The sequence below is a fragment of the Paracoccus aminovorans genome (assembly GCF_900005615.1).
Taxonomy (GTDB): Bacteria; Pseudomonadota; Alphaproteobacteria; order Rhodobacterales; family Rhodobacteraceae; genus Paracoccus; species Paracoccus aminovorans.
Genome location: NZ_LN832559.1, coordinates 1,170,298 through 1,191,118 on the forward strand (window position 1 = coordinate 1,170,298; position 20,821 = coordinate 1,191,118).

A 20,821-nucleotide genomic window follows, 5' to 3' on the forward strand; every position below is an offset into this window, starting at 1 on the left:
AGCTCCATGACCGTTCACACCGTTCCGACCCAGCCGATCGAGGGCCAGAAGCCCGGCACCTCGGGCCTGCGCAAGAAGACCCCGGTCTTCATGCAGCCGCATTACCTGGAAAACTTCGTGCAGGCGATCTGGAACGGCACCGGCGGCGCCGAGGGCAAGACCTATGTGCTGGGCGGAGACGGCCGCTATTTCGGCGACCGCGCCGCGCAGGTGATCCTGCGCATGGCCGCGGCCTCGGGCGCGAAGAAGGTCATCGTCGGGCAGAACGCGCTGCTGTCGACCCCCGCCGCCTCGAACCTGATCCGCAAGCGCAGGGCGGACGGCGGCATCATCATGTCCGCAAGCCACAACCCCGGCGGCCCGACCGAGGATTTCGGCGTCAAGTACAACACCGGCAATGGCGGCCCGGCCCCCGAAAGCGTGACCGAGAAGATCTTCGAGGCCACCAAGACCCTGACCGAATACCGCATCGTCGACGCGCAGGACGTGGACCTGTCCACCCCCGGCACCCGGACGCTGGGCGGAATGCAGGTCGAGGTCGTGGATCCGGTCGCCGATTACGCCGAACTGATGCGCGCGATCTTCGACTTCGACAAGATCCGGGCGCTGCTGGCCGGCGGCTTCCGCATCCGCTTCGACGCCATGCATGCCGTGACCGGCCCCTATGCCAAGGCGATCCTGGAGGGCGAGCTGGGCGCCCCCGCCGGTTCGGTGGTGAATGCCGAGCCCAGTCCCGATTTCGGCGGCGGCCATCCCGACCCGAACCCGATCTGGGCCAAGGACCTGATGGCGGCGATGTTCGGGCCCGATGCGCCCGACTTCGGCGCGGCTTCCGATGGCGACGGCGACCGTAACATGATCGTGGGCCGGAACTGCTATGTCACCCCCTCGGACAGCCTGGCGGTGCTGGCGGCGAATGCGACGCTGATCCCGGCCTATGCGGGCGGGCTGAAGGGCGTGGCGCGGTCGATGCCGACCTCGCGCGCGCTGGACCGGGTGGCAGAGGCCCTGGGCATCGCCTGCTACGAGACGCCGACCGGCTGGAAGTTCTTCGGCAACCTGCTGGATGCCGGCCGCGCCACGCTTTGCGGCGAGGAAAGCGCCGGCACCGGCTCGGACCATGTGCGGGAGAAGGACGGGCTGTGGGCGGTGCTGTTCTGGCTGAACCTGCTGGCCGAGCGCCGGCAATCGGTGGCCGAGGTCATGGCCGACCATTGGGCGACATACGGCCGCAACTATTATTCGCGCCACGATTACGAGGCGGTGGACGCCGCCGCCGCCGCCGAGTTGATGCAGGCGCTGCGCGAAGGCCTGGCCGAATTGTCGGGCCGGACCGTCGCCGGGCTGCGCGTCGAGGTGGCGGACGAATTCGCCTATGACGACCCGGTGGACGGTTCGCGCACCGAGGCCCAGGGCCTGCGCATCATGACCGAGGGCGGCGGGCGCATCGTGCTGCGGCTTTCGGGCACCGGCACCGAGGGCGCCACCCTGCGCGTCTATCTGGAACGGGTCGAGACCGATCCCGCCCGGATGCAGGACGAGCCGCAGCAGGCGCTGGCCGCGATCATCGCCGCCGCCGACGAGATCGCCGGCATCCGCACCCGCACGGGCCGCACCCAGCCCGACGTCGTCACCTGAAGGGGCGGCGGCGGGGTCAGCCCGCCGCCAGCTCGTCCCAGCAGGCCAGCGCGTGGCCGGCATACATCATGCCTGGGCCCCCGCTCATCTGGATCGCCATGGCCAGCACTTCGGCCAGTTCCTCGCGCGTGGCGCCGGCCCGCCTCAGCGCCTCGACGTGCAGCAGGATGCAGGGTTCGCAGCGCTGCACGACGGCCATGCCGAGCGCGATCATCTCTTTGGTCTTCGCCTGCAGCGCGGGGCCGGCGTCGACGGCCTTCGACAGCGCGCCGAATCCTTTCATCACCTCGGGGATGGCCTTGTTCATCACCCGCAGCTCGCCCCGCATCCCGTCGATCTTGGCCTTGTAGCCCATGGCTTGCCCTCCTTTTCCGGCAAGCCGGTGCTAGCCCGGCCGCAGGCGACGCGGCTTGATCCAGGTCAAGATATATGCGAATTTACGAAGATAAGAGGGAAGTCAGACCCGCCGGCCGCGCACCCAGGTCTCGCGCAGGACCGGCGTCTGCTCCATCGCCGCGAAACGGATCACGTCGGCGCGCAACCCCGGCTCCAGCCGGCCGCGGTCGTCGAGCCCCGCCGCCCGCGCCGGATTGGCCGTCACCGTCGCCATGGCGCGCGGCAGGTCGTCCCAGATCGCGGCCAGCATCATCGCCCCGGCCAGCAGCGCCGAGGGCACGTAATCCGAACTGAGGATGTCCAGTAGCCCGGCCCGTGCCAACTCGGCGGCCGAGACATTGCCGGAATGGCTGCCGCCGCGGATCAGGTTCGGCGCCCCCATCATCACCATGATGCCGTGATCGTGGCAGGCGGCCGCCGCTTCCGGCGTGGTCGGGAATTCGGCCAGCCGCACGCCGTGCCCGGCCGAGACCGCGACATGTTCGGCGGTGGTGTCGTCATGGCTGGCCAGCACCGCGCCCAGGCGATGCGCGATCTGGACCGCCGCGGCCTCGTGCCGGTCGCCGAAGCGGGCGCGCAATTCCTTCAGCCGGGCGACGTGATCGGCGAATTCCGCGTCCGAAAGCTTATACTTGCCCTGGACGTATTGCGCGAGCTTGGCGATGTCGCGGAACTGGCGCTGGCCCGGGGTGTGATCCATCAGGCTGATGATGCCGACCCGGTCCTCGGGGCCGAACTCGTCCAGTTCGGCCAGCAGGGTCTCGGAGCAGATCTCGGCGCGCAGGTGCAGGAAATGGCTGATGCGCAGCACGCCGCGGTCGCGGATGGCGGCCAACTCATGCGCCAGTTCGCGGGCGTATTTGTCATAGTCGTCGTCCGGGCCGTCATTCGGGATCGAGCCCACGCGCATGGCGTCGAAGACGGTGGTGATGCCGCAGCCCGCCAGTTCGGCGTCATGCGCCAGGATGGCGCCGGCATGGGGCCAGTTGACCCCGGGGCGCGGTCGCATGTGGCGTTCCAGGTTGTCGGTATGCAGTTCGACCAGGCCAGGGGCGAGGAAATCGCCGGCCATGTCCAGCAGCACCGCGTCCCCGGGGCCGGGCGCCGGCAGCGTCTCGCCCGGCTGGACGGCGGCGATGATGCCGTTCTCGATCACCACGGCACCGGGGATCACCGCTTCGGGCAGGATCAGGCGGGCATTGGCGAGGATGGTGCGGGTCATGGCGGGCCTTGGCGCGGGCGTTCGGTCATCGGACGGGCGGGACGATTCGGCGGCGGCGGCGCTGGCTGCCCGGCGCGGTCGCCGGGGGCTCTGCCCCCACGCCGGCCCGGGGGCCGGCGTTCCCCCGGGGTATTTCGGCAACGGAAAAAGCGCGGCATGAGATTCAGCGGCACAGCCCGGCCACCCATTCCGGCACCACGCGGGTCGCCGGGCCGGTCTGGCGCCGCGCGAAGTCGCCGGCGACGGCGGATGCGGCGAGGTTCAGCTCGATCGTCTCGGCCCCGGCGCGGCGGGCGTGCTGGGCCAGGCCGGCCGCGGGATAAACCTGGCCCGAGGTGCCGATGGCGGCAAAGACCTGGGCGCGCTCGACCGCCTCCCAGATCCGTTCCATGTGATAGGGGATCTCGCCGAACCAGACGATGTCGGGCCGGGTTTGCGGCCGGCCGCAGGCGGGGCAGGGGTCGGCCGCGCGCATCACCAGCGAGGCCGGCCAGCGATGGCCGCAGCCGGCGCAAAGCGCGCCCAGCAGGCTGCCGTGCATGTGGACCACCTCGGGCGAGCCGCCGCGTTCGTGCAGGTCGTCCACGTTCTGGGTGATCAGCGTCACCTGGTGGTGCCGGGCCAGTTCCGCCAGCGCCCGATGCGCGGCATTGGGCTGGGCGCGGGCCGCGTCGGCCCGGCGCATGTTGTAGAAGCGATGCACCAGTCCCGGGTCGCGGAGAAAGCCCTCGGGCGTCGCCACGTCCTCGATGCGGTGCTCCTCCCACAGCCCGTCGGTCGCGCGGAACGTCCTGATCCCGCTTTCTGCCGAGATGCCGGCCCCGGTCAGCACCGCGATGCGCATGGCGGGGCTCAGCGCGCGCAATAGGCCTCGGCCGCCGAGGCGAAGGTCTTGTAGCGGGACCAGAAGGCGTTGTCGGCGTCGCTTTTCGACATGCGCACCTTCTGCGCCTCGTCCGCATCGCGGAAGAAGCGGGCGGCGCGGCGCTGGTCGGCGCGCGACAGGGTCTGGTCGGCGACCTGCTGGATGCAGCCGCAGGCCTGGCGGTTGCCGGCTGCGCGATCCGAGCGCATGCAGGCGGAATCGATGGGACCGGCAACGGCGAGCGGCGCGGTCAGGACCACCGCGGCGGCGGCGATCATCAGTCGGTTGATCATGTCTGTCTCCTCGGCTCCTGCCACGGCGATGGGGGTTCCACCCCTCTTGCGGCCGCAGTTTTGTCCCGGAAGTCTAGCAGAAGGCGGCACACGGCTCAATCGCGGGGCCGTGACCACGGATCGCGGCGAAAGCCCCCGGCAGCCGCAAGATATGCGCTGCCGGCGGGGTCGCGGCCGCTCAGACCGGGCGCGGCGTATAGCCGGCGTCGCGAATCACCTGCGCCGCGCGGTCGGCGTCCAGGCCCTCGACCGCGACCTCGCGGGTGGCGAGATCGGCGGCGGCCCGGCCGCCGGCCTCGGCCACGGCCTTTTCGATGGCGGCGGTGCAATGGCCGCAGCTCATGTCCTCGACGTGGAATTTCATCGGCCCGTCCTTTCGCCCGTTCTGCAACCGGACTATGATCGCCGCAACGCGCGGCAGGCGCAATTCCCCGACATGAGGCTGCGGCTAATGGTCACCGAAAATTTCCGTGGCGCGATCCTGATGGTCCTGTCGATGGTGCTGTTCGCGTTCGAGGACGTGTTCATCAAGCTTCTGTCGGGCGAGATGCCCTATACCGAGGTGCTGGCCGTCGTCGGGCTGCTGGGCACGCTGTGCTTCGTGCTGCTGCTGAAGCTCAAGGGCGGCCGGCTGTGGACCCGCGAACTGGTGCGGCCCATCGTGCTGCTGCGCAGCCTGGGCGAGGCGGTGGGCTCGGTCGGCTTCTTCATGGCGCTGGCGCTGACCGACCTGTCCTCGACCTCGGCGATCCAGCAGGCGCTGCCCCTGATGATCCTGATGGGCGCGGCGCTTTTCCTGCGCGAGCCGGTCGGCTGGCGGCGCTGGAGCGCGATCATCGTCGGCTTTCTGGGCGTGCTGCTGGTGATCCGGCCCGGGCTGGAGGGGTTCCGGCCGGTGTCTCTGATGGCGCTGCTGGCGGTGCTGGGACTGGCCGCGCGCGATCTTGCCACGCGGCGCATCCCGCCGCATATCCGGTCCGACCAGCTGGCGGCCTCGGCCTTTTTCGCGGTCTTCGTCTCGGGCCTGTTGATGGCGCCGGTGCTGGGGCACGAATTCGTCATGCCGACGGCGCGGCAATGGCTGATCTTCGGCATCTGCATGGGTTTCGGCGTCGGCGGCTATGCGCTGCTGGTCGCGGCGACCCGGCTGGGCGAGGCCTCGGCCCTGGCGCCCTATCGCTATACCCGGCTGGTCTTTGCGCTGATCCTGGCCTTCATCGTCTTCGACGAGCGGCCGGATGCGCTGACCCTGACCGGCGCGGCGATCATCGTCGGCTCGGGCTGCTACATGATGCTGCGCGAGGCGCGGCTGCGCCGGCGCATGCTGCGCGAGGCCGGATTCCTGACCCCTTGAAACCCCCTTTCCGCAACGCCAAAGCCCCTGTATAGCCCGGCCATGACCGACCTTGACCTCATCCGCAATTTCTCGATCGTGGCCCATATCGACCACGGCAAATCCACCCTGGCCGACCGCCTGATCCAGATGACGGGGACAGTGGCCGAACGCGACATGAAGGCCCAGCTGCTCGACAGCATGGACATCGAGCGCGAGCGGGGCATCACCATCAAGGCCAACACGGTGCGGATCGAATATCCGGCCAGGGACGGCAGGCATTACGTGCTGAACCTGATCGACACCCCCGGCCACGTCGATTTCGCCTATGAGGTCAGCCGCTCGATGCGGGCGGTCGAGGGCTCGCTTCTGGTCGTCGATGCCTCGCAGGGGGTCGAGGCGCAGACGCTGGCCAACGTCTACCAGGCCATCGACGCCGGGCACGAGATCGTGCCGGTGCTGAACAAGATCGACCTGCCGGCCGCGGAGCCCGAGCGGGTCAAGGAGAACATCGAGGAAGTCATCGGCATCGACGCCTCGGACGCGATCCCGATCTCGGCCAAGACCGGGCTTGGCATTCCCGACGTGCTGGAGGCCATCGTCACCCGCCTGCCCGCCCCCAAGGGCGACCGCAACGCGCCGCTGAAGGCGATGCTGGTCGACAGCTGGTACGACGCCTATCTGGGCGTGGTGGTGATGATCCGCGTCATGGACGGGGTCATCAAGAAGGGCGACCGCATCCGCATGATGCAGACCAACGCGGTCTACGGTATCGACAAGCTTGCCGTGCTGCGCCCGCAGATGCAGGACATCGCCGAGCTGGGCCCGGGCGAGATCGGCGTCCTGACCGCCTCGATCAAGCAGGTCCGCGACACCCGTGTCGGCGATACCATCACCCACGAACGCAAGGGCACCGACACGCCGCTGCCGGGCTTCAAGCCCGCCCAGCCGGTGGTGTTCTGCGGCCTCTTCCCGGTCGACGCCAACGACTTCGAGGCCCTGCGCGACGCTATCGAGAAGCTGGCGCTGAACGACGCGAGCTTCTCCTACGAGATGGAGACGTCCGCAGCCTTGGGCTTCGGCTTTCGCTGCGGCTTCCTGGGCCTGCTGCACCTGGAGGTGATCCGCGACCGGCTGGAGCGCGAATACGACCTGGACCTGATCACCACCGCGCCCTCGGTGGTGTTCAAGCTGCACATGAAGGACGGCGAGGTGCGCGACCTGCACAACCCCGCCGACATGCCCGACCTGACCTATGTCGACCATATCGAGGAGCCGCGCATCAAGGCCACGATCATGGTGCCCGACGAATACCTGGGTGACGTGCTGAAGCTGTGCCAGGACCGCCGCGGCATCCAGATGGACCTGACCTATGCCGGCAGCCGCGCCATGGTGGTCTATGACCTGCCGCTGGCCGAGGTGGTGTTCGACTTCTACGACCGGCTGAAATCGGTGACCAAGGGCTATGCCAGCTTCGACTACCAGCTCTCGGAATACCGCGAGGACTTCCTGGTCAAGATGTCGATCTTGGTGAACGACGAGCCGGTGGACGCGCTGTCGATCATGGTCCACCGCGACCGGGCGGAATCGCGCGGCCGGGTGATGGTCGAAAAGCTGAAAGAGCTGATCCCGCGCCACATGTTCAAGATCCCGATCCAGGCGGCCATCGGCTCGCGCGTGATCGCGCGCGAGACGCTGTCGGCGATGCGCAAGGACGTCACCGCGAAATGCTACGGCGGCGACGCGACGCGCAAGAAGAAGCTCTTGGAGAAGCAGAAGGCCGGCAAGAAGAAGATGCGCCAGTTCGGCAAGGTCGAGATCCCGCAGACGGCGTTTATCCAGGCGCTGAAAATGGATGGATGAGTGAAAAACCCTGCAGCAAAAGATGCTTTGTTGCCGGCCCAAAGCTGACCCCCGCGTTTTGACGGGGTTCGACTGCAGAGCTTACGCGGCCATTTTCAGCTGGTGCAATTCCGCCGGCGCCTATGGTCGGCGTTCGTTGCTGTCAGTCCATGGCCATCCGGTATTGATCTGCTGCACCTCGTCGCAGGTTTCAAGGATGGTCCAGTCCCTCATGACGGACCGTCCGGCTGGCGCGCTCGCCATAAGCGTTCTGCTGGGTAGGGGGCAGCAAACAGTACAGCGGACTGTTCCCCGACGACGGGCCTGGCTGAATGTGGGTCAGAGCGATGCCTTGCCTTTCAGCCCAGATCATCAAGCCTGTGTCGAGCCTGACCGGCAAGGACTTACCGCGCCATTCGAGAGTTTGCCTCAGCGACCAGAGGGACCCGCTCGGCTAGCGAGAAGGCGACCTCGCTTCGCCCGGCCATGCAATCAGCGCTTCCATCGCCCGCCGGGAAACCACAGCGCCAAGCAGCTCTCCATCCATAGCCTTTGCCAATCCAGCATCATCTGGCGCTGGCTCTTCTGCATCTCGGCCATGATCTGGCCGCGCGCCGGGGCGATAAGGCCATTGGCCACGGACAGCCAGGCGCTCATCCAGGGGTTCTTCATGGGTCTTGGTCCTTTTGCAACAGGGCTCACGGTTTAATCCCCGTCGCAGGTCCGGAGTTCCTCTCTCAATACGGCATGGGGGTCACCGCAGGCCCGGGTGGCGCGTAGCTGCCGACCTGGGTCTGGCTCTCGGCGGCCTGCTGCGTCAGAAGTTGCCCGGCGGTCTGCATGTCGCGCCCGGCGCCCTGCATCGTCTCGCAGGCCGAGACGGCCGTCGCTGCCAGAAGCGTGCCGACAGCAATAAACCTGTTCATCATTGTCCCTTTCTTTTCTGCTCGTGGAGCGGGACTCTAAAGCCGCTGCCTTGCGCCTCCACCACACGGAAGCGCGAGCAGCGCCTTCCCGGAACGGATCGGCGGAATTCCTCCCGCGCGGCGCTCTCCGCGGGCGGAACCCAGCCGAAACCAGGCCCCCGGGAAATTGACGTATGTCATGGCGGGCGCGCCGCCGCGGCGTAGGCTGCAAAGAGCAACAGGAGCTTTCCCATGGATCTGACAACTCGAGCGGCCATGCTGACGGCGCGCCGCAATGCCATCCTGGCCCATCTGGAGCAGATCGAAGATGCGTTGGACGATCCGTTGCCCAAGGACTGGGACGATGCCGCCATCGAGCAACAGGATGACGAAGTCCTTCAGGCCCTCGGCAATGCCGAACAGGCCGAGTTGAAACGCATCGACGCCGCGTTGCGCCGGATCGCTGATGGCGACTACGGCTGGTGCACCCGCTGTGGCGAGCGCATCGCTGATGCCCGTCTGGACCTGCTGCCGGACACGCCTCTCTGCGCCGATTGCGCCGGGCGCGGCTAGGCCGCCCTACATGTCCGCCTGGGCCTTTTGGCTTTCGCGGCTGATGGCTTGTCCTGCGCTCTGCATGTCGCGCCCGGCGCCCTGCACTGTCTGGCAAGCAGCCAGGGCCAGCAGCGCCAGAAGCGGTGCAACTTGGAAAAACGGACGCATATTCAAACTCCTGGGTGAGGATGCCTTTCGCTCAACGCTTCCGGCCGCTGTGGGTTCCGGGCGGCCGTTGAGACTTCCTTAACCTTTGGGGGTCAGGATGAAAGCATGCGTATGATTCTGCTTTTCCTGCTGCTTTCCGCCTGCGCCTCGCCGGCCCCGCAATTCCTGGGGGCGACGCGCCATGACATCACGCTGGACGGCATCCGCTTTGCCGTTTTCCAGAAATCGGAGGAAGCCGAGGTGATCCGCCTGGGCTACCTGACCCGACGCCAGCGCGCACCGGTGCCGGAACTGATGGTGACGGCGGTCGAACGGACGACGGGTTGCGCAGTGATCCGCAACAGCCTGCGCAGCCGCATTCCCGGCGATACCGGCGAGGCGCGGGTTTCGCTGCGCTGCGACCCGGGATGACAGGGGGCCTTCCTTGCGGCTGTCCCGGTGACTATCCGCTGCGGCCTGCCACCGAGGGCCTTTGCGTCGGGTCAATCCAGGAAGCGGGCCACTGCCTCGGCCACCTCGACCGGCCGGTCGGCATGCAGCCAATGCGCGGCGCCTTCGACGATGCGGATCTGGGCCTCGGGAAAATATTCCCGGATCGCCCGCAGCTGCGCCGGACCGCAGTAATCGGAATCCGCTCCGGCAAGGAAAAGGGCGGGACCGGGAAAGACCGCCTTCGGCATCTCGGGCCAGCCTGTGATCAAGGGCATCTGATCGCGCAACGCGGCCAGGTTCAGCTTCCAGCGTGCCGGCTGGGCTTTGAGATCCAGCGATTGCAGCAGAAAGGCGCGGACACCCGGATCGGCGACCTGTTCGGCCAGACGGGCATCGGCCTCGGAGCGCAGGTGCAGCCCGGACAGGTCGACGGCTTGCATCGCATCGATCAGCTCGGTTTGGCTGTGGTCATAGGCGAAGGGGGCGATGTCCATGACCACCAGCCGGCGCACGGTCTCGGGCCGGGTCAGGGCCAGCACCATCGCCGCCTTGCCGCCCATGGAGTGGCCAAGCACGTCCGCCGTGCCGCCCCGTGCCGCGATGACCTCGGCCAGGTCGGCTGCCAGGGCGGGATAGCCGTGGTCGGAGTCGTGGAAACTGTCGCCGTGGTTGCGCATGTCGACCGAGATCACGCGCCGGCTTTCACCCAGGCGGCGGGCAAGCCCGCCGAGATTGCGCCCTGATCCGAACAGTCCATGTGCCAGCAATACCGGCGGCCGGTCCGAATCCACCCCTGTTTCGATCATGTTCAACATCATGCGCGGACCCTAGCGCCTCTGGCGCAGTCGCGCCAGAGGCGCTAGCCTGGGCGCAAAGGGAAGCGGCGATGGGCATCGACGACATAAGGCCGAAGGCCGACGAGATCGCCAGCCTGATGGCGGCGCGCTTCGGCGGCGTCAGGCGCGGCCAGCAGGCCGATCTGGACAGCATGCTGCGCAGGCGCGGCGGTGCGTTGCCGCGCCGCCTGCGCCGTGCCGCACGCCTTCTCGCCGAGGCCGATCGGGTCGCCGGGCAGCCCAAATTGGCACGGCAAGTGGATTTTCCCCAGTTCGAGCGCGCCTATCGGGCGTTGACCGGCTATCTGGGTCCGCTGGGCCGGCGCATCCGGTGGCAGGACGGTGCCGCGCGCGTGGCGGCCAGCGTGGCGCTGGGACTACTGGCGCTGGTGATTGCTGCCGGGGTGGTGGCTTGGCGCCGGCTGGCCTAGCACTGGCTGACGCGCGGCAAGAAGGGGCGTAATGCTCCAGATCGCCCGTCCGCGGCTGCTCTATGCGCGTCGTTCCTATCGGGAATAAATATTTCCTTTGGAGAAGGCTGAGCCCGTGCTAGGCTGCGCCGGTCTTTTGCAAACCGGCATGGGGGAACGGGAATGGCGATCAAGAAATTCGGCAATTACAAGGCGCCTACGGTCGCGCCGATCACCGAGGATCTGGATTGGTGGCATCCGGTCGAGGGCTCGCCCACGATGAAGACCTGGATCGAGCACCAGTCCGAGGACGGCAAGTTCCTGACCGGCTATTGGGAGGCGACCCCCGGCAGCTATCGGGTCAAATACGAGGTGGATGAGTTCATCCAGTTCTTCGAGGGCAAGGCCACGCTGATCGACAAGGACCAGGAGCCGCGCACCTTCGTCGCCGGCGACGTGTTTTTCATCGAGGCCGGTTTCGACGGCATCTGGAAGACCGAGGAAACCGTGCGCAAGGCCTTTGCCATCCGCGTCCGGTAAGGATTTCGGCGAGGGGCCGCCGCCGCGTGGCGCGGTCCCTCGTTCATCCGGCGGCGGCGCGTGAGCGGGTGCGCAGATGGGGAAAGGACATAGGCGGCACGTCTCACCGGCGCCAGAGACTCTGCGGTTCTTCAGGAGCGCAGGACAGGAGAGCGAATGGATCCGGGCGACGGTGCTGCTGTACGGTTTGCTTCAACGGCATATCGCTCATCCGGCTATGAGCCGAATGGGTCGGGGCTTCTTTGAACAACACGGGGATACATCCCCTGGGCCCTTGGGCCGGAAATCGAGCGACAAGACGGCCCGCTACGACAGACCGCGCTACGAGCGCCGCGCTCGAATCGAGATCATGTGCGGCCCAGCTAAAAGATCGGCCTCGCCATTGGGTTTGAACCATGTATGGATGGCTGCGCAACAAGTTGTTTGGGCATCTTTTGGCGCAGGTGCGGGCGTGCATCCGGCGTCTGAACTGCGCTCCATACGTCCTGATGAATGTCCGCGAGGCTCCGGCCCCGATCATCGGCCTGCAATCCTCGGTCCGAGCGGTCTCTTGTTCGTCAGCATGCCATCATCTCACATTGTCCTCGCCGCTCCGTTCGGATTCTATTTGCCGACGCCGCACGCCAAGCCGCACCCGTTTCTGAGGCTCGCCCAGACCTGTCGCGCCGTACGGTTTGCCAATGCGAGGACCGCGACCTTGAGCAGTTTCCTTGTCTGCACGCGTGCCGGCCATTCCTCGCCCGGTTCCGAGCGCCTGCGGATGGAGGTCCTGACACCGAGATAGAACCCCGTCGGATAATGCCGATCGCCGATCTCCCAGATCGCGCCCATCCCCTTGTTGTCCCGCCGGATTGCGGTTTCGGGGTCGAACCCCAGCCAGGCAGTCAAGCCGGGCGTCGAGCGGCGGCCGACATATCAGTCCCGGCGGTGGTAGGGGCAAAGGGTGGATCCCCCACATCTTTTGCAACCTTTTGGGAAATCTTGTTTGCCTCGACACGCGGCTCAGCGGCGATGGCATCGATGCGCATTGCCGCCCATGGGGCCCGAAGCGATAGCGAGCAGGTCCAGCGGCGGGTAGGCAAATCGCCCGCTTTGGTCTGTGACGACAGCATTCCTGTGCTGAACGCCCTAGGGTCACAACGATGCCAAATCCGCGGATCGCGTCGACAAGCCGGTCGGCTAGCGAACCAGAAACGTCCGTAGCGGATGTTGCGTCAGCACCGCTTGCTGTGCTTTGGCCTTGTCCGCCAGGGCGCTCAGGAGGGCGGGATCACGACAGCGCAGATCGGCTAGGCATCGGCCATCGGCTTATGCGGCTGGATCGCAGGCCCTCGTCTCTGTCCGGTTTGCGTCGCCAAACGAAGGTTTGACATGACACGGCGGCATCTGCGGAACTCCGTCACCGAGGTCATCAATTCACGTGTCCAATAATACGCTGCGACGCAGGCTTCGATGCGATCAGGAGGGATAGGTGCGAGAAAACGAAAGCACCTCGGCTCGACGGACCTGACGCAGGATCATGCTCGCGCCGGGGGCATCGGCTATATGAACCTGAAACACCTCCGGGACAGATCCAACCCGACCGGGGTAATCGTCTTCACGGATGGCGCCGCTCAGGGGCAGCATGGCCGCACCGGATGCCGCACATTGCGATACCGGCAGCGAAAGTCAGCCGCCCCATCAACGGCGGCTCGGGTCAATGCCGAAATCCGCCGCGATGAAAGTGCCAAGAACCGTCATCTTCCGGCTTTGACGACCGATGTCTGGAGCCTGGTCACTCCGGCCATCGCCGCTGATGGAATATTTGCGGAGCCGGCCAGCAACTGGGGTGACGTTAGGCGCATGAGGGAAGGTGTCCGCAACGTCTGAAGGTTGGCGGGGCGTGGATGTTCCCATCGAGCCGATCCGGCAAACATAGGACTTCCGCGGGATCGCGGTCGGCCCACTCGGGCGGCCAGGAGGTCGTGGACCCTCATCGGGGCCGTCATCTCTGCAACAAGCCGCAAGCAATCTGCGGCCGGCCCCGACGCGCAACGCCGGCCCCGTTGGGGGCCGGCGTTGTGGTGCGTCCTGCCGTGGGCAGGCGCGATCACATGCCGCTGTAGAGCGGGAACTTGGCGCAGAGCGCCTCGACCTCGGCGTTCACCTTGGCCTCGACCGCGGCATTGCCGTCCTCGCCGTTCGCCGCCAGCCCGTCGACCACCTCGACGATCCAGCGCGCGATCTGGCGGAACTCGGCCTCGCCGAAGCCCCGCGTCGTGCCCGCCGGCGCACCCAGGCGGATGCCCGAGGTCACGAAGGGCTTTTCCGGGTCGAAGGGCACGCCGTTCTTGTTGCAGGTGATGTGCGCCCGACCCAGCGCCGCCTCGGTCGCCTTGCCGGTCACGCCCTTCGGACGCAGGTCCGCCAGGCACAGGTGGTTGTCGGTGCCGCCCGAAACGATGTCGATGCCGCCCTTCATCAGCTCGTCGGCCATGGCCTGGGCGTTCTTCACCACCTGCGCGGCGTAATCCTTGAAGCCCGGGCGCAGCGCCTCGCCGAAGGCCACCGCCTTGGCCGCGATCACATGCATCAACGGGCCGCCCTGCAGGCCGGGGAACACCGCCGCGTTGATCTTTTTGGCGATGGCCTCGTCGTTGGTCAGCACCATGCCGCCGCGCGGGCCGCGCAGGGATTTGTGCGTGGTCGTGGTCACGACATGGGCATGCGGCAGCGGCGAGGGATGCTGGCCGCCGGCGACCAGGCCCGCGATATGGGCCATGTCGACCATCAGATAGGCCCCGACCTCGTCGGCGATCTTGCGGAACTCGGCCCAGTCCCAGATCCGGGAATAGGCGGTGCCGCCGGCGACGATCAGCTTGGGCTTGTGCTCATGCGCCTTCTTGCGGACGTCCTCCATGTCCAGGAGCTGGTCCTGCTGGCGCACGCCGTAGCTGACGACGTTGAACCACTTGCCCGACATGTTGACCGGCGAGCCGTGGGTCAGGTGGCCGCCCGAATTGAGGTCGAGCCCCATGAAGGTGTCGCCCGGCTGCAAAAGCGCCAGGAACACGGCCTGGTTCATCTGGCTGCCCGAGTTCGGCTGCACGTTGGCGAAGCCGCAGTCGAAGAGCTCTTTGGCGCGCTCGATGGCCAGGTCCTCGACGATGTCGACATACTGGCAGCCGCCGTAGTAGCGCTTGCCGGGGTAGCCTTCGGCGTATTTGTTGGTCAGGACCGAGCCCTGCGCCTCGAGCACCGCCTTCGAGACGATGTTCTCGGACGCGATCAGCTCGATCTCCTCGCGCTGGCGGCCAAGCTCCTGCCGGATCGCACCGAAAATATCGGGGTCGCGGCTGTCAAGTGCCTCGGTGAAAAAGCCGGTGTCGGTCATGGGGTCCTCATGCAAAGAAAGGCTTGCCTGCCTTCTAGCCGGTTTTGCCGGGCGCGGCTAGGACGGATGCGACGCGGATGCGGTAGATTATCCCATGTGTCAAAGGCCCTTGCGCCCGGCCGGCACCGCGCCATGATGGCCGCATGAAGCTGCATTTCATCGCCTCCAGCACCGAAGCCGCCGCGACCGCCGCAGAGGCGCTGTCCGCGCGCTACGGCCATGTGCCGATCCGCGAGGCCGAGGTGATCGTGGCGCTGGGGGGCGACGGGCTGATGCTGTCGGTAATGCATCAGAATCGCGGCCTGCCGGTCTATGGCATGAACCGCGGCACCGTCGGCTTCCTGATGAACGCCTATTCCGAGGACGACCTGCCCGCCCGCATCGCCGCCGCCGAGGAGACGGTGATTAACCCGCTGGCAATGACCGCCGGCACCACCGACGGGCACGAGCATTGCGCCCTGGCAATCAACGAGGTCAGCCTGCTGCGGGCCGGGCCGCAGGCGGCGCGGCTGCGCATCAGCGTCAACGGCCGCGTCCGGCTGGAGGAGCTGGCCTGCGACGGCGCGCTGCTTTCCACCCCCGCCGGTTCGACTGCCTACAACTATTCGGCGAACGGGCCGATCCTGCCCTTGGGTTCGGACGTGCTGGCGCTGACCGCGATCGCCGCCTTCCGGCCCCGGCGCTGGCGCGGCGCGATCCTGCCCAAGGATGCGACGGTGCGCTTCGACATCCTCGACCCCGACAAGCGCCCGGTGATGGCCGATGCCGATTCGCGCGGCGTCGATTCGGTGCTGTGGGTCGAGATCCGGTCCGAGAACTCGATCCGGCACAGCCTGCTCTTCGACCCCGGCCACGGGCTGGAGGAACGGCTGATCCGCGAACAATTCGTTTGAGGCCGCCCGTCGCGCGCGATAAAGGGCCGGGCATGAGCAACCGTCCCGCCCTCCCGCCCGAAATCGCCCGCCGCCGGACCTTCGCGATCATCGCGCACCCCGACGCCGGCAAGACCACCCTGACCGAGAAGTTCCTGCTGTTCGGCGGCGCCATCCAGATGGCCGGGCAGGTGCGCGCCAAGGGCGAGGCGCGGCGCACGCGCTCGGACTTCATCAAGATGGAGCAGGACCGCGGCATCTCGGTCTCGGCCTCGGCGATGAGCTTCGACTTCGGGCAATACCGCTTCAACCTGGTGGACACGCCCGGCCACAGCGACTTTTCCGAGGACACCTATCGCACGCTGACCGCCGTGGACGCGGCGATCATGGTCATCGACGGCGCCAAGGGCGTGGAAAGCCAAACCCGCAAGCTGTTCGAGGTCTGCCGGTTGCGCGACCTGCCGATCCTGACCTTCTGCAACAAGATGGACCGCGAGGCGCGCGACACCTTCGAGATCATCGACGAGATCCAGGAGAACCTGGCCATCGACGTGGCGCCGGCAAGCTGGCCCATCGGCTCGGGCCGCGACTTCCTGGGCTGCTACGACATCCTGAACGACCGGCTGGAGCTGATGGACCGCGCCGACCGCAACCGCGTGGCCGAGACCGTGCAGATCGCGGGCCTCGACGATCCGAAGCTAGCCGAGCACATCCCCGCCGACCTGCTGGAAAAGCTGCGCGAAGAGCTGGAGATGGCGCGCGAGTTGCTGCCAAGTTTCGACGCGAAAAGCTTCCTGGAAGGGCATATGACGCCGATCTGGTTCGGCTCGGCGATCAATTCCTTCGGGGTCAAGGAATTGATGGACGGCATCGGCAAGTTCGGCCCCGAGCCGCAGCCCCAGCCCACCGCCGAGCGCAAGATCGCGCCCGAGGAAAAGCCGGTGACCGGCTTCGTCTTCAAGGTGCAGGCGAACATGGACCCCAAGCACCGCGACCGGGTGGCCTTCGTGCGCCTGGCCTCGGGCCATTTCGAGCGCGGAATGAAGCTGACCCATGTCCGCACGAAGAAGCCGATGGCGGTCAGCAACCCGGTGCTGTTCCTGGCCGCCGACCGCGAACTGGCCGAAGAGGCCTGGGCCGGCGACATCATCGGCATCCCGAACCACGGCCAGCTGCGCATCGGCGACGCGCTGACCGAGGGCGAGGCGCTGCGCTTTACCGGCATCCCCAGCTTCGCGCCGGAACTGCTGCAGACCGTGCGGGCGGGCGATCCGATGAAGGCCAAGCACCTGGAAAAGGCGCTGATGCAATTCGCGGAAGAGGGCGCCGCCAAGGTGTTCAAGCCGATGATCGGCTCGGGCTTCATCGTCGGCGTGGTCGGCGCGCTGCAATTCGAGGTGCTGGCGAGCCGGATCGAGATCGAATACGGCCTGCCGGTGCGCTTCGAATCCAGCCAGTTCACCAGCGCGCGCTGGGTCTCGGGGCCCAAGGACAAGGTGGAAGCCTTTGCCCAGTCGAACAAGGGCCACATGGCGCAGGATCACGACGGCGATCTGGTCTATCTGACCCGGCTGCAATGGGACATCGACCGGGTAAGCCGCGATCACCCCGAGCTGAAGCTGACCGCGACCAAGGAAATGATGGTCTGAGAAAATCCCGTGGCGGCAAGGCCCGCCGCCACGGGCGTCGTTCAGCGCAGCTGCTTGCGCTTGGTCTCGGGCGCCCACAGGATCGAGAAGATCAGGCCGATCAGCGGGAACAGCGCCATCACGATCATGGTCTTCGAGGCACCGAACATCTCGAGCGAGGTCGGCAGCAGATAGACCGCCGTCGCCGCCGAGATGCGCGAGAAGGCCGCCGAGAAGCCGACGCCGGTCGAGCGCAGCCGGGTCTCGAAGATCTCGGCCGGATAGACGTATTCGATGTTGTTCGCCGCCGGGGCCACGAACATTTAGACCGCGAACAGCGCCACCACGACCCAGACCGGGGCTTGCGGGAACAGGCCGATGGCCAGCAGCACCGCGAACATGACCGCGAATGTCCAGATCACGAAATGCCGCCGCGTCAGCCAGTGCAGCAGCAACAGGCCGAAGACCGCGCCCAGGATCTGCAGGCTGTTCAGCCAGATGTCGACCACGGTGGCGTCGTGGATCTGCAGCATCTGGAAGACCGGGCCGACGAAGGTGAAGATGGCGAAGAACGGGCCCACCTGGCAGAACCAGAACAGGCCGGAATAGACGTGCTGGCGCCAGTTGGGCGACTGGATCAGCTCGATCGGCGAGGCGTGGGATTTCTCCAGCACCACGTCCGGGATGTCGTATTCGGCGCCGAAATGCCTGGTGACGACGGCCCGGGCCTCGGCGTCGCGGCCGCGCGCCTTCAGCCACATCGGGGTTTCCGGCAGCCGCAGCCGCAACAGGAAGGTGATCAGCGCCGGCACCGCGCTGGTCGCCAGCAGGAAGCGCCAGTCGGTGCCGTGGTAAAGGCTGCCGACGACGAAGGCGGCGGTGAAGCCCACCTGCCAGCCCAGCGAGAAGCAGCCCAGCAGCACGCCGCGGCCCTTGCGGCGCGAGAATTCGGCCAGGACCGAGGTGCCGACCGCGTATTCGACCCCGATGGCGAGCCCCAGCGCCAGCCGCAGCGCCACCAGCTGCCAGACCTCGGTCACCAGCATCTGCAACAGCGACAGCACCAGGAAGGCCAGCAGGTTGTAGGAAAACACCGGCCGGCGGCCGTATTTGTCGGCGAGATTGCCGAAGAACATCCCGCCGACGAAGACGCCGATCAGCGCGCTGGCGGCGATCAGGCCCTGGCTCAGTGCCGAGAGCGCCAGCTCGCGGCTGGCCAGCGTCAGCGACGGGCCGACGATGCCCAGGACGTAGCCGTCCAGGGCCGCACCGCCCAGCGATGCGGCGACGGCGATGATGTGGATGGGTTTCAGCGGCGCCTCGTCCAGGCTTACAAGCCGGGCGCCCGCCGCTTCCGCGTGGTTTGTCATATTGTCCCCTTGGTCCTCTCGTCCCACCCCGGCCGGGCCGGGTCTCCTCGTCACGTCCGAAGATGCCCGGCCTGGACAGCCTGTTGCGGGGTGGGGCCTCCGGTGCGCGGATAGATGCATTCCTTCGCAACCGCAGCAAGAGGGGCAGCCGGGCAATTCGGGCCCCGGGACCTTGCGATTGCGACAATTTCAAGGACGGAATGCGACATTCGCCGGGGCGCACACGAAATCGGGCCGCCCGGAGGGACGGCCCGACTGGGAAGCGCGCGGCGGTCGCGGGTCAGGCGACCGTCACCTCCATGGTGATTTCGGCGTTCAGCACCTTGCTGACCGGGCAGCCCTTCTCGGCCTTGCGGGCGCAGTCCTCGATCACCGCCTTGTCGCCCTTGCCGCTGATGCGGGTGACCAGATGCGCGGTCTTGATGGCGAAGCCGTCGCCCTCCTTGTCGAGGCCGATCTGCGAGGTGGTCTGGATGTCGACATCCGTCACCCCCGCCTGTTCCAGGATCATCGACAGCGCCATGCTGAAACAGGCGGCATGGGCGGCGCCGATCAGCTCTTCGGGGTTGGTGCCCGGCTTGTCCTCGAAACGGGTGTTGAAGCCGTATGGCTGGTCCGACAGCGCGCCCGACTTGGTCGAGAGCACGCCCTTGCCGTCCTTGAGCCCGCCCTGCCATTTCGCCGAGCCATGGTTCACGATCATGTCTTTCTCCTTTTGCCACGGGGTCGCGACCCCAACGCGCGGCGGCTTGCACGGTTTCCCGCGCCGGCCTATCCCAAGGGCCGACGCGGGGACCGGGAGGGGACGAATGCCGCTGCACGAACTGGCGGCGCTGGGCGCGGCCGCCTGCTGGGCGGTCACCGGCATCCTGTCGCAATCGGCGGCGCAGGCGTTGGGACCCTTCGGATTCAACCGGCTGCGCCAGGCCATGGTGGCGGCGATGCTGGCCGCGCTGGTCCTGGCCGCCGGGCGCTGGCAGGGCATCGCGGCCGAGGACCTGTGGCGGCTGTCGCTGTCCGGGGTGATCGGCATCTTCCTGGGCGACACGCTGCTTTACGTCACGCTGATCCGGCTGGGGCCGCGCCGCTCGGGCGCGCTGTTTGCGCTGAACGCGCCCATGGCCGCGCTGATGGGCTGGCTGGCGCTGGGCGAGGCGTTGTCGCCCGCGGCCGTGGCCGGGGTGGTCCTGTCCACGCTGGGCGTCGCCATGGCGGTGCTGGGCAGCCCCGGACGCGCCGGCGGGCATCGTTTCGAGGCGGTGCAGGGCTCGGTCTGGATCGCCGCGGGCCTCGGCCTGCTGGCGGCGGCCGGGCAGGCGCTGGGATCGCTGATCGCGCGCCCGGTGATGGCGCATGGCTTCGACCCCTATGTCGCCTCGCTGATCCGGGTCTCGGTCGCGGTCGCCTGCCTGATCTTGCTGATGGCGCTGCCGATCCGGGCGGTGAAGCCGCTGGCGCGCCCGACGCCGCGGGTGTTGCTGCTGACCGCGCTATCGGGGCTGGTGGCCATGGTCGCCGGGATGACGCTGCTGATGTTCGCGCTGCAGGGCGGCAAGGTCGGCATCGTCTCGACGCTGTCGGCGCTGTCGCCGGTGCTGATCCTGCCCGTGCTCTGGGCGATGACCGGGGCGCGGCCCTCGGCGACCTCATGGGCGGGGGCCACGCTGGCGGTCGCGGGCATGGCGCTGATCTTCCTGCGCTGACGGCTTTGTCATTTGCTCCCGGCTGCGCGCCGCGCTTGCATGCCGCCGCAGACAAAGGAGAATTCCATGCGTATCGTCCCCTTCGCCCTCGCCGCCCTGCTGGCCGTGCCTGCCGTCGCGCAGGAGCATGCCGGCATGGATCATTCCGCCCATGGCGGCGACGCGGCGTCGACCGCCGCCTTTACGCAGGCGATGGACAAGATGCACCGGGACATGATGATCGACTATTCCGGCGACGCCGATGTCGATTTCATGCGCGGCATGATCCCGCATCACCAGGGCGCCATCGACATGGCCAGGGTGGTGCTGGCGCATGGCAAGGATCCCGAGGTGCGCAAGCTGGCCGAAGAGATCATCAAGGCCCAGGAGGCCGAGATCGCGATGATGCAGGACTGGCTCAAGGCGCATGGCGCGGCCGAATAGGGCGGTCGCGGCTGCAC

23 protein-coding genes and 2 pseudogenes are annotated in these 20,821 nt (G+C 67.3%); 11 read left to right on the plus strand and 14 right to left on the minus strand.

What is annotated here, in order from left to right:
• Positions 1-6: 6 nt before the first annotated feature.
• The gene (locus JCM7685_RS05890; protein ID WP_074965963.1) at positions 7-1,638 is read left to right on the plus strand and encodes an alpha-D-glucose phosphate-specific phosphoglucomutase; all 1,632 of its coding nucleotides are present in this window, start codon (positions 7-9) and stop codon (positions 1,636-1,638) included.
• 16 nt (positions 1,639-1,654) lie between these two features.
• On the opposite strand, the gene JCM7685_RS05895 is transcribed toward JCM7685_RS05890, so the two are convergent.
• The 5 genes from JCM7685_RS05895 to JCM7685_RS05915 form a co-directional block, all read right to left on the minus strand.
• Complete coding sequence (locus tag JCM7685_RS05895; protein ID WP_074965964.1) at positions 1,655-1,993, minus strand: carboxymuconolactone decarboxylase family protein; 339 nt, start codon at positions 1,991-1,993, stop codon at positions 1,655-1,657.
• Between the two features lie 102 nt (positions 1,994-2,095).
• A complete protein-coding gene (locus JCM7685_RS05900; protein ID WP_074965965.1) occupies positions 2,096-3,256 on the minus strand; it encodes an alpha-D-ribose 1-methylphosphonate 5-triphosphate diphosphatase in 1,161 nt (386 codons plus the stop codon).
• Between the two features lie 163 nt (positions 3,257-3,419).
• Positions 3,420-4,100: an NAD-dependent deacylase gene (locus JCM7685_RS05905; protein WP_074965997.1), complete on the minus strand. Its 681-nt coding sequence runs from the start codon at positions 4,098-4,100 to the stop codon at positions 3,420-3,422.
• 8 nt (positions 4,101-4,108) lie between these two features.
• Positions 4,109-4,414: a hypothetical protein gene (locus JCM7685_RS05910; protein WP_074965966.1), complete on the minus strand. Its 306-nt coding sequence runs from the start codon at positions 4,412-4,414 to the stop codon at positions 4,109-4,111.
• A gap of 178 nt (positions 4,415-4,592) precedes the next feature.
• The gene (locus JCM7685_RS05915) at positions 4,593-4,778 is read right to left on the minus strand and encodes a heavy-metal-associated domain-containing protein (RefSeq protein WP_074965967.1); all 186 of its coding nucleotides are present in this window, start codon (positions 4,776-4,778) and stop codon (positions 4,593-4,595) included.
• Positions 4,779-4,850: 72 nt separating this feature from the next.
• Between JCM7685_RS05915 and JCM7685_RS05920 the strand changes: the two genes are divergently transcribed.
• Together JCM7685_RS05920 and lepA are read left to right on the plus strand one after the other, a co-directional pair.
• The gene (locus tag JCM7685_RS05920) at positions 4,851-5,768 is read left to right on the plus strand and encodes a DMT family transporter (RefSeq protein WP_231964691.1); all 918 of its coding nucleotides are present in this window, start codon (positions 4,851-4,853) and stop codon (positions 5,766-5,768) included.
• Between the two features lie 42 nt (positions 5,769-5,810).
• Positions 5,811-7,610, plus strand: a complete 1,800-nt coding sequence (lepA, locus tag JCM7685_RS05925; RefSeq protein ID WP_074965969.1) for a translation elongation factor 4 — start codon at positions 5,811-5,813, stop codon at positions 7,608-7,610.
• Between the two features lie 97 nt (positions 7,611-7,707).
• Here lepA and JCM7685_RS20700 read toward each other — a convergent pair.
• The 3 genes and pseudogenes from JCM7685_RS20700 to JCM7685_RS05935 all read right to left on the minus strand — a co-directional run.
• A pseudogene (locus JCM7685_RS20700) lies at positions 7,708-8,062 on the minus strand (hypothetical protein); the annotation flags it as partial.
• Positions 8,063-8,081: 19 nt separating this feature from the next.
• The gene (locus tag JCM7685_RS05930; RefSeq protein WP_074965970.1) at positions 8,082-8,261 is read right to left on the minus strand and encodes a hypothetical protein; all 180 of its coding nucleotides are present in this window, start codon (positions 8,259-8,261) and stop codon (positions 8,082-8,084) included.
• Between the two features lie 65 nt (positions 8,262-8,326).
• Positions 8,327-8,515: an entericidin A/B family lipoprotein gene (locus tag JCM7685_RS05935; protein ID WP_100526112.1), complete on the minus strand. Its 189-nt coding sequence runs from the start codon at positions 8,513-8,515 to the stop codon at positions 8,327-8,329.
• 255 nt (positions 8,516-8,770) lie between these two features.
• Between JCM7685_RS05935 and JCM7685_RS05940 the strand changes: the two genes are divergently transcribed.
• The gene (locus JCM7685_RS05940; RefSeq protein WP_408634321.1) at positions 8,771-9,067 is read left to right on the plus strand and encodes a TraR/DksA family transcriptional regulator; all 297 of its coding nucleotides are present in this window, start codon (positions 8,771-8,773) and stop codon (positions 9,065-9,067) included.
• 6 nt (positions 9,068-9,073) lie between these two features.
• Here the strand turns inward: JCM7685_RS05940 and JCM7685_RS05945 are convergent, their stop codons facing one another.
• The gene (locus JCM7685_RS05945; RefSeq protein WP_074965973.1) at positions 9,074-9,217 is read right to left on the minus strand and encodes an entericidin A/B family lipoprotein; all 144 of its coding nucleotides are present in this window, start codon (positions 9,215-9,217) and stop codon (positions 9,074-9,076) included.
• Between the two features lie 105 nt (positions 9,218-9,322).
• Here JCM7685_RS05945 and JCM7685_RS05950 point away from each other — a divergent pair, with 105 nt between their 5' ends.
• Entirely contained in the window at positions 9,323-9,628 is a 306-nt protein-coding gene (locus JCM7685_RS05950) for a hypothetical protein (protein ID WP_074965974.1), read from the plus strand.
• Between the two features lie 71 nt (positions 9,629-9,699).
• Here the strand turns inward: JCM7685_RS05950 and JCM7685_RS05955 are convergent, their stop codons facing one another.
• Positions 9,700-10,464, minus strand: a complete 765-nt coding sequence (locus JCM7685_RS05955) for an alpha/beta fold hydrolase (RefSeq protein ID WP_074965998.1) — start codon at positions 10,462-10,464, stop codon at positions 9,700-9,702.
• Between the two features lie 71 nt (positions 10,465-10,535).
• On the opposite strand from JCM7685_RS05955, the gene JCM7685_RS05960 reads away from it, so the two are divergent.
• Entirely contained in the window at positions 10,536-10,916 is a 381-nt protein-coding gene (locus JCM7685_RS05960) for a hypothetical protein (RefSeq protein ID WP_074965975.1), read from the plus strand.
• Positions 10,917-11,078: 162 nt separating this feature from the next.
• Entirely contained in the window at positions 11,079-11,435 is a 357-nt protein-coding gene (locus tag JCM7685_RS05965; protein WP_074965976.1) for a cupin domain-containing protein, read from the plus strand.
• A 603-nt stretch (positions 11,436-12,038) separates the two neighbouring features.
• On the opposite strand, the gene JCM7685_RS05970 is transcribed toward JCM7685_RS05965, so the two are convergent.
• Together JCM7685_RS05970 and glyA are read right to left on the minus strand one after the other, a co-directional pair.
• Entirely contained in the window at positions 12,039-12,323 is a 285-nt protein-coding gene (locus JCM7685_RS05970; protein ID WP_139218057.1) for a hypothetical protein, read from the minus strand.
• Positions 12,324-13,524: 1,201 nt separating this feature from the next.
• Positions 13,525-14,808, minus strand: a complete 1,284-nt coding sequence (gene glyA / locus JCM7685_RS05975) for a serine hydroxymethyltransferase (RefSeq protein ID WP_100526037.1) — start codon at positions 14,806-14,808, stop codon at positions 13,525-13,527.
• Between the two features lie 143 nt (positions 14,809-14,951).
• Here glyA and JCM7685_RS05980 point away from each other — a divergent pair, with 143 nt between their 5' ends.
• Positions 14,952-15,701, plus strand: coding sequence for an NAD kinase (locus JCM7685_RS05980; RefSeq protein ID WP_074966504.1), 750 nt, complete (start codon positions 14,952-14,954; stop codon positions 15,699-15,701).
• Positions 15,702-15,733: 32 nt separating this feature from the next.
• A complete protein-coding gene (locus JCM7685_RS05985) occupies positions 15,734-17,329 on the plus strand; it encodes a peptide chain release factor 3 (protein WP_074966505.1) in 1,596 nt (531 codons plus the stop codon).
• 41 nt (positions 17,330-17,370) lie between these two features.
• Here JCM7685_RS05985 and JCM7685_RS05990 read toward each other — a convergent pair.
• Together JCM7685_RS05990 and JCM7685_RS05995 are read right to left on the minus strand one after the other, a co-directional pair.
• Positions 17,371-18,798, minus strand: a pseudogene (locus JCM7685_RS05990) (MFS transporter).
• A 160-nt stretch (positions 18,799-18,958) separates the two neighbouring features.
• A complete protein-coding gene (locus JCM7685_RS05995; protein WP_074966506.1) occupies positions 18,959-19,381 on the minus strand; it encodes an OsmC family protein in 423 nt (140 codons plus the stop codon).
• A 106-nt stretch (positions 19,382-19,487) separates the two neighbouring features.
• Here JCM7685_RS05995 and JCM7685_RS06000 point away from each other — a divergent pair, with 106 nt between their 5' ends.
• Both JCM7685_RS06000 and copM read left to right on the plus strand, forming a co-directional pair.
• Positions 19,488-20,381: a DMT family transporter gene (locus tag JCM7685_RS06000; protein WP_074966507.1), complete on the plus strand. Its 894-nt coding sequence runs from the start codon at positions 19,488-19,490 to the stop codon at positions 20,379-20,381.
• Between the two features lie 66 nt (positions 20,382-20,447).
• Positions 20,448-20,804 (plus strand): CopM family metallochaperone, encoded by a 357-nt coding sequence (gene copM / locus JCM7685_RS06005; RefSeq protein WP_074966508.1) that lies wholly within the window; start codon positions 20,448-20,450, stop codon positions 20,802-20,804.
• The last annotated feature ends 17 nt before the right edge of the window (positions 20,805-20,821 follow it).